The sequence below is a fragment of the Rhizobium sp. P32RR-XVIII genome (assembly GCF_012641395.1).
Classification (GTDB): domain Bacteria; phylum Pseudomonadota; class Alphaproteobacteria; order Rhizobiales; family Rhizobiaceae; genus Rhizobium.
The window spans coordinates 538663-552068 of sequence record NZ_JABAIH010000002.1 but is presented as its reverse complement, the minus strand read 5'-3'; the positions used below and the strand labels follow the sequence as shown (position 1 = coordinate 552068).

General features: G+C 59.7%; 14 protein-coding genes and 1 pseudogene. 7 read left to right on the top strand and 8 right to left on the bottom strand.

What is annotated here, in order from left to right; genetic code table 11:
- Positions 1 to 15: 15 nt before the first annotated feature.
- Positions 16 to 639: a hypothetical protein gene (locus tag HGP14_RS07770; protein ID WP_168829273.1), complete on the bottom strand. Its 624-nt coding sequence runs from the start codon at positions 637 to 639 to the stop codon at positions 16 to 18.
- Positions 640 to 904: 265 nt separating this feature from the next.
- Between HGP14_RS07770 and HGP14_RS36435 the strand changes: the two genes are divergently transcribed.
- Together HGP14_RS36435 and HGP14_RS07765 are read left to right on the top strand one after the other, a co-directional pair.
- Positions 905 to 1051: a DUF6719 family protein gene (locus HGP14_RS36435; protein WP_312862102.1), complete on the top strand. Its 147-nt coding sequence runs from the start codon at positions 905 to 907 to the stop codon at positions 1049 to 1051.
- Between the two features lie 252 nt (positions 1052 to 1303).
- A complete protein-coding gene (locus HGP14_RS07765; protein WP_168829272.1) occupies positions 1304 to 1564 on the top strand; it encodes a hypothetical protein in 261 nt (86 codons plus the stop codon).
- A gap of 93 nt (positions 1565 to 1657) precedes the next feature.
- Here the strand turns inward: HGP14_RS07765 and HGP14_RS07760 are convergent, their stop codons facing one another.
- Positions 1658 to 1927 carry a DUF982 domain-containing protein gene (locus HGP14_RS07760; protein ID WP_168829271.1) on the bottom strand — a complete coding sequence of 90 codons (270 nt, stop codon included), beginning with the start codon at positions 1925 to 1927 and terminating at the stop codon, positions 1658 to 1660.
- A 205-nt stretch (positions 1928 to 2132) separates the two neighbouring features.
- On the opposite strand from HGP14_RS07760, the gene HGP14_RS07755 reads away from it, so the two are divergent.
- Positions 2133 to 2423 carry a hypothetical protein gene (locus tag HGP14_RS07755; RefSeq protein WP_168829270.1) on the top strand — a complete coding sequence of 97 codons (291 nt, stop codon included), beginning with the start codon at positions 2133 to 2135 and terminating at the stop codon, positions 2421 to 2423.
- A gap of 677 nt (positions 2424 to 3100) precedes the next feature.
- Here the strand turns inward: HGP14_RS07755 and HGP14_RS07750 are convergent.
- A complete protein-coding gene (locus HGP14_RS07750; RefSeq protein ID WP_168829269.1) occupies positions 3101 to 3325 on the bottom strand; it encodes a hypothetical protein in 225 nt (74 codons plus the stop codon).
- Between the two features lie 328 nt (positions 3326 to 3653).
- Between HGP14_RS07750 and HGP14_RS07745 the strand changes: the two genes are divergently transcribed.
- From HGP14_RS07745 to HGP14_RS07730, 4 genes are all read left to right on the top strand, one after another.
- Positions 3654 to 3914, top strand: a complete 261-nt coding sequence (locus HGP14_RS07745) for a hypothetical protein (protein WP_168829268.1) — start codon at positions 3654 to 3656, stop codon at positions 3912 to 3914.
- Positions 3915 to 4004: 90 nt separating this feature from the next.
- Positions 4005 to 4211, top strand: a complete 207-nt coding sequence (locus tag HGP14_RS07740) for a hypothetical protein (RefSeq protein WP_168829267.1) — start codon at positions 4005 to 4007, stop codon at positions 4209 to 4211.
- A gap of 746 nt (positions 4212 to 4957) precedes the next feature.
- Complete coding sequence (locus tag HGP14_RS07735; RefSeq protein WP_168829266.1) at positions 4958 to 5731, top strand: NAD kinase; 774 nt, start codon at positions 4958 to 4960, stop codon at positions 5729 to 5731.
- A gap of 4 nt (positions 5732 to 5735) precedes the next feature.
- Positions 5736 to 6245 (top strand): hypothetical protein, encoded by a 510-nt coding sequence (locus tag HGP14_RS07730; RefSeq protein WP_168829265.1) that lies wholly within the window; start codon positions 5736 to 5738, stop codon positions 6243 to 6245.
- 58 nt (positions 6246 to 6303) lie between these two features.
- On the opposite strand, the gene HGP14_RS07725 is transcribed toward HGP14_RS07730, so the two are convergent.
- The 5 genes and pseudogenes from HGP14_RS07725 to HGP14_RS07705 form a co-directional block, all read right to left on the bottom strand.
- On the bottom strand, positions 6304 to 7143 hold the full coding sequence (locus HGP14_RS07725) for a glycosyl transferase (RefSeq protein ID WP_168829264.1): 840 nt from the start codon (positions 7141 to 7143) through the stop codon (positions 6304 to 6306).
- A 178-nt stretch (positions 7144 to 7321) separates the two neighbouring features.
- Positions 7322 to 8735: pseudogene (locus HGP14_RS07720) on the bottom strand (DUF1254 domain-containing protein).
- A 164-nt stretch (positions 8736 to 8899) separates the two neighbouring features.
- Positions 8900 to 10031, bottom strand: a protein-coding gene (prfB, locus tag HGP14_RS07715) for a peptide chain release factor 2 (RefSeq protein WP_168829263.1) whose coding sequence is annotated in 2 segments (ribosomal slippage) — positions 8900 to 9961 and positions 9963 to 10031 — 1131 coding nt in all. Because the reading frame shifts where the segments join, the coding sequence is not laid out codon by codon here.
- Between the two features lie 132 nt (positions 10032 to 10163).
- Complete coding sequence (locus tag HGP14_RS07710; RefSeq protein WP_168829615.1) at positions 10164 to 10637, bottom strand: DUF1801 domain-containing protein; 474 nt, start codon at positions 10635 to 10637, stop codon at positions 10164 to 10166.
- Positions 10638 to 10705: 68 nt separating this feature from the next.
- Entirely contained in the window at positions 10706 to 13168 is a 2463-nt protein-coding gene (locus HGP14_RS07705; protein ID WP_168829262.1) for a penicillin-binding protein 1A, read from the bottom strand.
- Positions 13169 to 13406: the final 238 nt, after the last annotated feature.

Genomic DNA, 13406 nt, shown 5'->3' with positions numbered 1-13406 from the left:
CAGCCGACCTTGGGGTCAGTTGGCGGCGAAGCAATAGAACAGTCCTTCACCGCCGGTGCCCTTGAAGGCTTCAACCGTGCAGCCGCCCCGCGTCGGATGCGACGCATTCCAGGATTTCGCCTCGGCGGAATCGTTCAAACCCGTGCGGTCACAATGGCCGACGATCGCGACACCTTCCGCACCGCCCATCGTCCAGTTGCCGCAGGTTTCCGCCGCCGCAGTTCCATCAGGTTTCGAGCCTGTCAGAATGTCGTGGCGATTGGGCGTGTCACCCCTACCGTTGATGACCTCCCCCTTCTCGTTAAGGGCTGTCTGTTTGGTCAGGTTGTTCTTGTCGCTATGGAGGGATGCGATGTCGTCGGCGATCTTTTCGCCCTTGGCGTTGTACCACGGACCGCTGCCGATGCGATCCTTGGCATTTTCCGCATCCGTAGACAGGTAAGCCTTCCACGTCTTGCCCGTCGACCCGGCAGCTTTCGCCAGAGTGTCGCAATATGAGTCTGCTCCCTGTAGGCCGCCGAGATCCCCTCCCTTCCCGGGATTAACGCTCGTAACAAAGAAGCTCATGCTGGTGTCTTGCGCATAGACCGCCCCGGACCAGGCCAAAGCGACTGCGACAACGGCAAACCGGCGTTTCATTGGTCTCACTCCCAGTTGAAAAGACATCACGAAGCCTACCGAGAGCTTCCGCCGGAGTAAAATCGAAATCCCGTGATGGAAACCGGCAACAATTAAGGTGACGGGCTAATCCAATTTGCAAAGTTTCCTTGCAGGCTTGTTTGCTCTACATCTATCGAAGGTTATCAATAGACGGAGCGGAACGTGACACGCTCGACAATTACTTTGGCGTCGGCGGCAATATTCCTTTCGTTCTTCGCGCCGGCCCGATGCCGCCATCAAGGTCGTGAAGCAAAAGCCGACCGCCGCATCACTAGCGCCCGGCGAGACGGTTCTCTATGACGACAAGAGGTGTCCCGCTGGCATGATCGCGAAATATGCCAAGCCCAAAAATCGGAATGAAGTCAGACGCGGCCAATGCGTGCACCAATAAGCCCGCTTGATAATATTAAGCGATCCTAGAGGTTCGAGACCACTCGAATTGGTTCTCCGCGGACTTGCGCCGTTGATCGCTCCACCGACCCTGGAACGGCGCGGACTCTTCGCCCGCGAGCGCGTCGTTACGTTGTCGCCGGGGACAAGTCGGAGTATTCTGTTCCGTTGAGAATTGTTCGTTGATGATATCGGGCGGAATTGAGAAATGCGCCAAAGCTCGACGGTCGCCCGTCTTCTGAAAAGGTCACCTATGAAGCCCGCTGTCATTGCATCGGCGGCAGTGATTGCGCTCTCGTCCTGCTCCAGCGGTTCCGCCGAAATCCAGCCAATTCCGGGCAGCATCACCTATGGCGGCCACGTGGCACGCCTCGTCAAATCGCCTGTCGGTAGCGCCATGCCGCATGAGTTTGACGACGAGTTCGGAAACTTCGTGCAGGAAGTCTATATCGTCCAGCCGGATCGAACCCTGAAGCTGGTGAGGCGTAAAGTGGGCCAGAAGCCGGACCGTTAAATTTGCGAATTGCAATTTTTCACGGTGACAGGTCGTAGAAAGCCCGCCTCCAGCACGGCCCGCGCTTTGACACCTGGCGCCTCGTTTGAGCCGTTAGTTAGCGAAGCTGGGAACGTCCTGTGTCTCGGCCAGCATACCGGACCTCTTGACGAAGCGTCGAAAATTCTCACCCACGGCGCTCACAGGAAATCTTCCGGCAACCGCTTCACGGCACGCCCTGAGCAGCGTGTCGTATGACAGGCCTCGCCGCTCTTCCGGCCAATTCTTGAGGTAGTCGAGCACCTCTTCGAGGCTCGTCACTTCGTCGATGAAATGCTTGCGCTGAACGTAAATGACGCTGTCGAATTGACCGGTAAGTGCCATCTTCCCCTCCCTGAGATAGGCCTGTACCCTTCAAAACTAAGGGGCAAACCCAACACCGACAATCACCCGAACGGGTTATATTGATAGGAAAGAACCGAGGGTTCGCTACCGCACCATCTCTTCAGAAAATTCGTCATTTATGGTATCAGGCGGAACATCGTCATCTCGCGGTCAGGGAGCCGCGCGTCTTCTAAAAGGGACATCCATGAAGCCTTCCATCATTGCATTCGCGGCAGTGGTTGTGCTCTCGTCCTGCTCCAGCGGTTCCGTCGAAATCGAGCCGATACCCGGCAGCATCACGTATGGTCGCCACGTGGCGCGCCTCACCAAATCGCCTGCCGGCAGCGTTCTGCCGCATGAGTTTACGGATAATCTCGGGCGATGGGTCCGGGAAACCTATATCGTCCAGCCGGATGGGACGTTGAAGCTGGTGAGACGGCAAATCGGTGAAAAGCCCGAGGCTATGGGTGGATCAGGCATGGGCGGCCGCCCTTGATCCCGGCGTGAAGAGCGGCGCCGCGGCGCTGAGCCACCGGCTTTCAGCAAGAGAACATCAGACCAAAGTCCGGTCCGTTCAGGACCTTGTGCCGATACCAACCTTCGGCCCCTGCATTAGTTTCGGTTTCTGCTGAGTAAAGGTTGCGGAGTTTTTGCTGTGACGAAGATCTTCGTTTTGTCGATGTCGCTTGTGCTGGTTGTCTTTTGGGGTTCTGTCGGCGCTTTCGTGTATTCGCTGCTTACGTGAACAGAGGTAGGACGCACCATTCAAAACGCGATCTACGCCTTGCAATCCAGTGGCTTTGACCGCTCGAATGACCGTCTACATATAGTGGGTAGCGGAACCTTCATCCGTGCTCTATAGTTTTCCCTAGGCAATGGAGGTTGTCCTAAGGAGGAGATCATGAGCGACACCGCGATTGGTTTTATGGTGGCTGCAGAATTGTCCGCCTTGTTCTGGGCCGCAGTGTTCATGATTGGTTTCTAGATCTCGTGATCAGCCAACCGCCGCCCAGTCACCCCTTGGTGACTTTCAGATTCATCTTGCTTGCGACAAAAAAAGCCCCGCGCAACGGCAGGGCTTACGGGAAGGTCCGGATCGATCGGCGGCAATGCGCCGACCTAGAGTAGATCACTGGTTACGGGTGGTCGCGCAGGCAGCATCCCATCGCGCACCTAAGCCGCTACCAACATTTCTCCGTCCTGGAGATCGGAGGTCTTTGCCCTCGCAGCCCTCCCCCTCAGTGCAGCTAGTTCCTCCGCGAGCAGTTCCTCCGCGATCTTCTGGACGGCTGTCCTCAGCCGATCCTCGATGTTGAAGCTATCCAACATGTAGGTGGTTATTGCATCCTTCATCAGTTCTTCGATGGCGGGATCGTTGTGCTCTAGCGTGTCGGTCATCGGTGCTGCCTTCAGGTTTCAATTGCGGGCTCTTGCCCTCCAGTTGGCACCTTTGAAGCTAATCCCAAGAGCCATCTCAATCCATCATGCTTCAGGACGCCTTTCTGAGTTTTCGGGATGCCCACGCCTTCCTTTGGTTTAGTCCGATCCACCGCCAGTATTGCCGGAGCAAACGGTAGCTCTGCCGGCATCACAACTCGCCGAGCCGCGCGGTGTATTCAGGCGTACAGCCTCACTGCTCCCGAACCGTTCATTCCTTGACAACATGCGGTATGCACCTGAAGGTAGTCGCCCACGGTGACCCGACAGCATTATGGATTGAGCGCGAATGTCCAAGAATTCCAAACTCGAACATTCAGAGCTGGCGGGTGAATTCTCCGAAGACGGGATAACCGTCCTCGTCGATATCTTCCGCACTGCAGGCTCCAATGAAGACTGGACGATGGAGGTCGTCACGCAAGGCGAGGACTTGATCCGCTGGGACGAGCCGTTTGCGACTGACCGCGAAGCCTTCGACGAATTTCTGGCGACAGTCGCGCGCGACGGCATACGGTCGTTTCTGGACGATGCCGACCCCTCCGTTCATTGACGCGTAATCCCTTCCGTTGCTTGCTTTAGCGTGTTCTCATTCACGCCAAAATGTAAAAATATGGTACAGTCGTAGCGCGGGAGTTAAGTGATGCGACGGTACAATCTGCGGCATGAGGCCGACGACCGTTGGCTTGTCGTCGACGGACTGACGATGGAGCCGGCGGAATTGGATGGCGTGCCCATCAGCGGCATGCAGTGGGCGGAAGCCTGTGACATGGTGGACCTCATGAATAACCTCGATAACATCGAACGGGCCTCGGATCGTTACGCCGGTTCGCTCCGGCGGCTGGCCTGAGGGCCGCCTCACGACTGCGAAACTGATCAGCGGTCCGACCGCCAACCATGCATTGGACGGAACAAATCCGCCTCCGTCGGGTTCGAGTCGTCAAAGAAGTCGAACCATGGTTGCCGAGTATTTTTCGGCCTTTGCCAGTGTCGGCAGCACCTTGCTCCTTGGTTGCGCGATTGCCTACGGGATGCTGACGAACCGCAAACTCTCGCGCGATGAACGGGAAACGCAGGATTGCGATTGTGAGTGTCTACAACTCCAGCCAGTCCGAAGCACCCGGCCAGACGCCGCCACACGCAATTGACCAGTCCCACAAGAAGGGAGAACGTTATGCAAAGTCAGGACCGCAGATTCGATTCCGGCACGGATGATGCACGCTGCTCGGATACGGCAGCCGCTGCAACGCGTCGCGAGGAAGCCCGATTGCAGGGCGCACGCGGAGTGGCCTCGAGCATGGGCCACCCGGCAGATGCAGCGGATCCGTCCGGAGACATCAGCCCCGACGGGACGACAAACCCGGCCGCGCCGTCAAAGAAGTGACGCGTCTCCACGGCGACGCCTGCCTGGTGGAGACCGACCTCGAAGACCAGGATGAGCGCGAGGCAGCGCTCGGCACGAGGGAACAGCAGTAGCAGCGCCATTCCCGCCGCTACACCGAATGGTATCGTCCAGGCGTACCGCTACTGGCGCGAAATGCCTTGTCGCACAGGCCCTTTATCCTTTAGCTAAGGAAGGATCATAAAGGGCATTGCATGGGACGCTCATTTCAGACGCTTTGTTTCCTCGCCTCCCCGGCCACGGAGGCGCTTGCCGCACGGGAAGAACTGATTCGCCTCTACGGTGATGTACCCGCCGAGGAGGCCGACGTCATCGTCGCCCTCGGGGGCGATGGATTCATGTTGCAGACGCTGCATCACACGATGAATTCCGGAAAGCTCGTCTACGGCATGAACCGCGGCTCCGTCGGCTTCCTGATGAACGACTATCACACGAGGAAACTGCCTGACCGCATTTGCGCGGCTGTCGAAAATGCCTTTCATCCCCTCCAGATGACGACGGCCAATGCCGATGGCAGCAACTCCACGGCGCTTGCCATCAACGAGGTGTCGCTGTTCCGCCAGTCCTATCAGGCCGCCAAGCTGCGCGTCGAAGTCGACGGACATGTGCGGCTCGAGGAATTGATCTGCGACGGGCTGATGGTGGCAACGCCCGCGGGCTCCACGGCCTATAATCTTTCCGCCCATGGGCCGATCCTGCCGCTCGAAGCGCCCCTGCTCGCCATGACCCCGGTCAGCGCCTTTCGGCCGCGGCGCTGGCGCGGCGCGTTGCTGCCGAACAAGGTTACGGTCGACATCCATATTCTCGAAGCCGCAAAGCGGCCCGTGAATGCGGTGGCCGACAATACGGAGGTCAAGTCCGTGCTGCATATCCGCATCGCACAATCGGAGCACATGACCGCGCGAATCCTGTCCGATCCCGACCGCTCGTGGTCGGATCGCATCCTTGCCGAACAATTCGCGGACTGAAGCAATGAGGCTTGGAGCGGCTCTTCTCACAGCAACCCTGGTCAGCGCTTCGGCGGATCTCGCAAAGGCCGTCAGCCCGGCCGAGGTGGCCCTTCCGGCGGCTGTGATCTGCGCAACCAGCACCGGCTATTGGGAGGAAAGCCCCGCCGATATCCTCATCGAACATGCGCCCGGTGCAGCCACCGAACCGGCGAAGGCAGCCCCGGAACCGCGCCACGGATATTACAAACTCTTTGCCGTCCGCCAGCCGGACAGGACGTCGAAAGTCTATCTTCAGCAGATCGCCCAGACCGGCAGCGGCCCGGAGATCGTCTCAAGCGTTGAGCTCGACGAGTTCACGCAGCTCAAGCCCTATATCACCGACATCCGCCCGGAAACCTCAACGGGCATCATCGAGCAGCCGGGGCTCTTCGCTACGGTCTATCTGAAGACCGATCCGGACGGTGACTCCGAGACATGGACGGTGCTCATCGATGAGTTCGGCGAGATCAAGATCGAGAAGCCGACGAACTGACCGCACCGTAAAGGTCGTCGTTTCCTGGGCGTGAACCGTCCGACGGTAGCGCCTTGCGTCACTCGCGCCAGTGCTCGGCCACCCAGGGTGTCGGCAGAATGTAGCGCCGCAGATATTTGAAGGGGCTTCGGCCTTTGCGTATAAGAGAAAGCGCGCCCCTCAGATATTCCATGGCGCTGACGCGCGGCTGGTTCGCCTTGGCGCGGCCATCGATCGCTTGCTGGGGATGAAACCCGCCGGGAAAGAGAACCACCCTGGCCCCTTTCGGCAGCCGCGATACCAGGAAGTAGTTCAGCGGAAACGGCCAGCGGCAGTCTCGCCGGAAATGCAGGACCGTCTTGCGCGGAAAGAACTTCACGCCCCCGGGCGCATTGCGGGTGACAAAGCGCTGTTCGAACCTGTAGCGGTCGGCGACCGCCTGGGGATCTGCGCGAAACTTCTCCTGCAGGCTGATAAGCTTGCCGACGGGAAAGCGGAAGATCGAGGTCTGTCCCAGCCGCTCCAAAGGTGTCGATTGGTTTCGCGCCATGACCACGTCGTCGACGTCGCCGATCTCGAAGAAGAAATCGAGCGAGCCGACAATGACGAGGTCCAGATCGAGAAACAGCACCGGTCCCTTGAGGTTGCCGAGCCTTGGCCCCCAAAGGCGCGCCTTCGGCCAGATCCCCTTGGTGTTGACCGGCATGTTCTCCACGTCCAGCGGCGGCAGGTCCTCGCAGAGTATGCCGGGATGGAGATTGTCGCGATTGTCGGTGAAGCAGGTGAACGTGAAAGGCGGCGTGATGTTGCGCGCGACCATGGCATACAAGCGATTGATGAAGGGCGCGCCATATTTCGTGCCCCAGTTGATGCAGATGATCTGCTTGACGCCGCCGCTTGCAGCAAGAACGTTTGTCATCGAATCCAGCCCGTTAAATCGCCCTCCTTAAATCCGGTATTGCCAAAATGATCAAGTCAGCCAGGGATTGCGCCGGGACGAACTGACTGCTGAAAGAATGCGGGAACCGGCGCTGGCAACGCGGGACCCCGGTTTGCGTCCCCGCGGGTGGCACTGGCGGACGCCGGTCGAGCCATCCTCACTGCATCTTTTCGACATCGGAAAGAACCCACTTCTTCTGGAAGAATTCCTCAGTGGGTCCGTAAGCGCGAAACATCAGCTCGAACTTGCGCGACAGGTCGGTCGGTATCCAGTTCACGTCCTTTCCCGCAGGCGGCGTGGGGCCGAGGAAGAGATCGACCGAGCCGTCGGCGTTCTTGATCAATTCGGGAATCTGGGAGGACCGGCTGGCGCGGTCGACGTTCCGGATCAACGCGTGCGTTTCGCGGTCGTAAGCGGTCACGGACCAGTATTGCTTCACCGGAACATTCGGCGGCACACGGAGCCTGTAGGTCTTGCCGCCTTCGAACGCATCCCCGTCCTTGTCGCGAATGGAGATTGCGTAGAACTGCCCGGCACCGAGATGTTTGATGCCGATATATGCGTAGCTGTAGCCCACGCCACGATAGTCGACCGGGTAGGAATCGGGCTCGTCGAACCCCACGGATCCTGCCTTTATGAGGTCCGGGAAGGCCGGAAACGTCCAGCGGCTCCTCTCCGAGAAGAACGGCGGCAACCCAGCATCATATTGCATCTCAAGAAGGCTTCGCGCCTCTTCTATGCCTGACGCCAGCAGTGTCTTGTCCACGTTGCTTGGCCTGAACGGCTTTCCTTTTTCAATGCCGAGTGTCTTGAGCTGATCGATCATGATCCTGTCGCGGACCAGCCAGGGTTCTTCCTGGACGATCCGATCGAGATTGTCGAAGAACGTGGTGTCCCACCGGATGGTGGAGTCGAACAGGATATCCTTGACGTCGATGAACGTCGTTTCGGGAGGATTGGCCGACTGAGAAAGCGGATAGACCTTCAGTTTTCGACCATAATCGATCGATGCTTGGACATCCGCATCACCATGACTGACGAGGTTCGCGCGAAATAGCATGTATCCGCCGTACGTGTCCGATTGCAAAGGGATAAAGCCATCGGGAACCTTGTCCTTGTAACCAGGCGGCAGAATGACGAACTTGCCACCCTTGCCCTTGTCGTATCCCAGCGAACCTGCGTCTTCGAGCGGCATCTGCCACACCGTCACGATGTTGGCGTTAAAGGAGGATTTAGCCTCCGCCGCCGGAAGATCGAGAACAACGGGCCCGTCCTTGGTTGCTGAAGAACACCATGAAGTACAGCGCATCGGGATTGGGCGTCAGCGTCTGGTTTCGCCACTCGAGCGGCCGCCCCCAATAGATGACCTCGCCGACCTTTGCCCCGGTCTTTGTCAGCATCTCCTGGCGCATCAGGTCGTAGTTGACGGCGGGCATCCCCCAGACCACGGCCTCGACGGCTCGCCGTTCCATCAAACGCTCATTCAGCCTGAGAGGCGACGGACCCGCGGCGTTTGAACAACTCGCAAATGCCAGGGCTATCAATGCCGTGAGAAAAGCCAACCTGCGCATTCGACGCCCTCCAGATTGATACCGGAGGCTGCCATGCCAGCGACGTAAAATGGAAGTACGCAACGGTAAATTGACGCGTAAACGGCCGCTTCTGGCGGCATGGAAAAGCCGCCTGCAACGGCCTGCTGCAAGCGGCTTTCGTTAGGTCAACCTGCGAGCAAAACTCAGTCGATATCGTCGACGACAGCGTCCGGCTTGCCGCTGATGCGGTGCGCAAGGGCTGCTTCCATGAACTCGTCGAGTTCACCATCGAGCACGTCGCCCGGCGCGGTGCTCGCAACACCGGTGCGCAGGTCCTTGACGAGCTGGTAGGGCTGCAGCACGTAAGAGCGGATCTGATGACCCCAGCCGATATCGCTCTTGGAGGCAGCTTCGGCGTTGGCCGCCGCTTCGCGCTTCTCGAGCTCGGCCTCATACATACGAGCGCGCAGCATGTCCCAGGCTTTGGCACGGTTCTTGTGCTGCGAGCGCTCCTGCTGGCAGGCCACCACGATCCCGGTCGGAATGTGCGTGATGCGCACCGCCGAGTCCGTCGTGTTGACGTGCTGGCCGCCCGCACCCGACGAGCGGTAGGTATCGATGCGGCAATCGCTTTCGTTGATGTCAATGTTGATCGAGTCGTCCACCACCGGATAGACCCAGATCGACGAGAAGGACGTGTGACGGCGCGCATTGCTGTCATAGGGCGAGATGCGCACGAGCCGGTGCACGCCCGATTCCGTCTTCAGCCAGCCATAGGCATTGTGGCCCTTGACGAGCAGCGTCGCCGACTTGATGCCCGCCTCTTCGCCGTCATGGACTTCGAGAAGCTCGACCTTGAACTTCGAACGCTCGGCCCAACGGGTATACATGCGCAGCAGCATGTTCGCCCAGTCCTGGCTTTCGGTGCCGCCGGCGCCGGAATGCACTTCGAGATAGGTGTCGTTGCCGTCGGCCTCGCCGGAAAGCATGGCTTCCACCTGGCGGCGCGCGGCCTCGGTCTTCAGGCCCTTCAGAGTGTCTTCGGCTTCCTTGACGACATCCTCGTCGCCCTCTTCCTCGCCCATCTCGATGAGCTCGACATTGTCGTTCAGCTGCTGCTCCAGCTGCTTCACGCCGCTGATGCCGTCATCGAGCTGCTGGCGCTCGCGCATCAGCTTCTGTGCTTCCTGGGCATCGTTCCAGAGGTTCGGGTCCTCTGCCTTGTTGTTCAACCAGTCCAGCCGTCTAATCGCCTGGTCCCAGTCAAAGATGCCTCCTCAGCAGGGTGATAGCCTGCTTGGTTTCATCGACTACGTTCTGGATTTCCGCTCGCATTGTCCTGCTTCTTTGCGTTGGTCTTGAGCTGGCCCGTCAAATAGTTGCGGCAGCCGCGGATGTAAAGCCCGCAACCCGCCAATCGATCGGTTCAATTAGTCGCCGCCCTTTTCGTACTTCGCAACTTCCCGCTCACATCCGTTCGCCGGGAAGCTGGCTGGCCTGCTTCACCCAATCGACGAACTGCGCTTCGTCGAGCTGATCCTCATAGACGTCGAGGTAGCGCACGTCCTTGTGCTTGGATTGGCCAGCAGGCAGAGGACGAAGCGACGCGCCACGGAAGAACGTCACCTTGACGTACTTGGTGAAGCAATGAAAGGCGAGAAACCAGCCTTGGCCCTCGTCCTCCACGCCGTAGAGAGGCGAGTTCCATTTGACCGCCTTGCGCACGCCGGGAACGGTGCGCACGATCAGCGCGTCGAGGCGGCGTCCGACGTCGCTCTTCCAGCCCGGCATCGCCGCGATGTAGGCCTGTACCGGTGCATCGCCATGGCCCTTGGCGATCTGCGGGTTGCCGCCGGAAAGGAGGGTCGGCGCTGCCGCCGCTCGCTCGGCGTCTGCCTTCCCGTCGAGCTTCCGCGACTTGATGGACGCCTTGTCAGCCATTGCGTTCGCTCCGCTCATCCGGATGTTCCTTATCCAGAGGACCCGAAGCCGGTTTGCTCAGCAAGCCCCTAGTACAGGCCGCCGGCGCCCGATTGCACGGCCTGGTTGGCCTGCGGCGAGGTCTTCAGGATTTCCTCCGGCGCCATGGTGCTGTCCATGCCGATGACGGACAGGTTGTCGGCCGGCCCGGTACCGGGCTTGAAGGCCTCGATGATGGTGTTCGGGTCACCCTCCATGGCCGCCATGCCGGTCTTCCGGTCGATCGGGATGAGGTTCATGCCCTGCGGAATGACGAACTTCGATTCAGGCATATCCTTGACGGCGACCTGCATGAACTCGTTGAAAACAGGTGCGGCAAGAGCACCGCCGGTGCCGCCCCGGCCGAGCGTGCTCGGCGAATCGAAACCGATGTAGAGACCGGCGACGAGGTCCGGCGTGAAGCCGACGAACCAGGCGTCCTTCTCGTCGTTGGTCGTGCCCGTCTTGCCCGCGACGTCGCGGCCGCCGAGGTCGATCTTTCCGGCGGCGGTGCCGCGCTGGATCACGCCCTGCATCATGGAAGTGATCTGATAGGCGGTCATTGGATCGAGCACCTGCTCGCGGTTGTCAGCGACGACAGGCTCTTCCTGGCTCTGCCATTCGCCGGCATTGCAGCCCTCGCAGACGCGCTCCTCGTGCCGGAAGATCGTCTTGCCGTAGCGGTCCTGGATCCGGTCGATCAGCGTCGGTTTGATCTGCTTGCCGCCGTTGGCGATGACGGAATAGGCGGAAACCATTCGCATCACGGTGGTTTCGCCGGAGCCGAGCGACATGGCGAGCAGCGGCGGCATCTTGTCGTAGACACCGAAGCGATCTGCATATTCGGCGACGACGTTCATGCCGAGGTCGTTGGCAAGGCGCACGGTCATGCGGTTGCGTGAGTGCTCGATGGCAAAGCGAAGCGTATTGGCGCCACCGCCCTCGCCTTCATAATTGTCCGGCGCCCATACCTGGCCATTGCCAGTCTGGATCTGGAGCGGATCGTCGCTGACGACCGAAGCCGGCGTATAGCCGTTGTCCATCGCCGCAGCGTAGACGAACGGCTTGAATGAGGAGCCCGGCTGGCGCATCGCCTGCGTCGCGCGATTGAATTCCGACTGGCCGTAGGAAAAACCGCCGACCATGGCGAGAACGCGGCCGGTCTTGGGGTCCATGGCGACGAGACCGCCCTGAACCTTCGGCGGCTGGCGCAGACGGTAGGAGGTCGAGTTTTCACCGCCCAGCCGCTCGACATAGATGACGTCGCCAGCCGAAAGCACGCCTTCCGGCGACTTGGCCGTCTTGCGTTCGCCGGTCGATGAGCGATAGGCCCACTGCATGTCCTTGGCGGTGATCGTCCCACGCTCGCGGTCGGGGGAAGCCTTGCCGGCGCCGTCCTTGTCCGGCTGAAGACCGATATCGACGCTTTCGGGCGAGACGGCAAGCACGACGGCGAGATGCCATTCCGGCACGTCCGAGAACGCCGGAACATCCGCGAGTTCCTTGCCCCAGTCGGCCGTGGTGTCGATCTTCTTCAGCGCACCGTGGAAGCCGCGACGTTCGTCGTAAGTCGTCAGGCCGTCCTGCAGCGCCTTGCGCGCCGCAAGCTGCATCTGCGGATCGAATGAGGTACGGACCGAAAGACCACCTTCGTAGAGCGTCTTCTCGCCATACTGATCGATCAACTGACGGCGAACGGCTTCCGCGAAGAAATCCGAAGCAAAGAGCGACGGGCCGTTATTGCGGGCCGTGACGCCGAGGGGCTGCTTCTTGGCGTCCTCGCCATCAGCCTTGCTGACGTAGCCGTTCTCGACCATGCGGTCGATGACCCAGTTGCGGCGCTCCAGTGCGGCCTCGGGATGGCGGAAGGGATGATAGTTCGCCGGGCCCTTGGGCAGCGAGGCGAGATAGGCCGTTTCGGCGACGGTGAGTTCGGTGACCGACTTGTTGAAATAGGTGAGCGCTGCGCCGGCAATGCCGTAGGAGTTCAGGCCGAAAAAGATCTCGTTCAGATAGAGTTCGAGGATCTTGTCCTTGCTGTAGGCCTGCTCGATGCGGAACGAGAGGATCGCTTCCTTGATCTTGCGGTCGATGGTCTGGTCCGACGTCAGGAGGAAGTTCTTCGCCACCTGCTGCGTGATCGTCGAGGCGCCGACCGGCCGGCGCCCGGAGCCGAAATTCTGCAGGTTGACAAGGATGGCGCGCCCAAGACCGCTCACGTCAATGCCCGGATGGTTATAGAAGTTCTTGTCTTCGGCCGAAAGGAAAGCCGCCTTGACACGGTCCGGGATAGCCTGGATCGGCAGGAAAAGACGCTTCTCCTTGGCGTATTCGGCCATCAGCGCGCCGTTTCCAGCATGAACGCGGGTGGTGACCGGCGGCGCATAGCTGCTCAAGACCTCGTAATCGGGAAGATCCTTCGCGACGTTTGCCAGATAGACGGCAACGACAGCCGCGGCGCCAAGAAACATGACGCAGGCAATCCCGAAGAAATATCCAAGAAGTCTTATCATCTACCGGTATTCCAAACCTTCAAATGGCGCGGGCGGTATCATTGCATGGAGGATAGCATTTCTGCATGTTGCGCGGGCTTACTCCATGAGCAGCATTGCGACAAGCCAAATCCGCCCCGCGTCCCAGAAACATAGCCGTGAGTAAGGGCCTGAATGTGAGGAAAATAGGGCTTGCACGCCCTATTCCCATTCTTCCTTCTGCTTTCGCTCCGGGTGTCACATCTTAGTCACGTTAGTC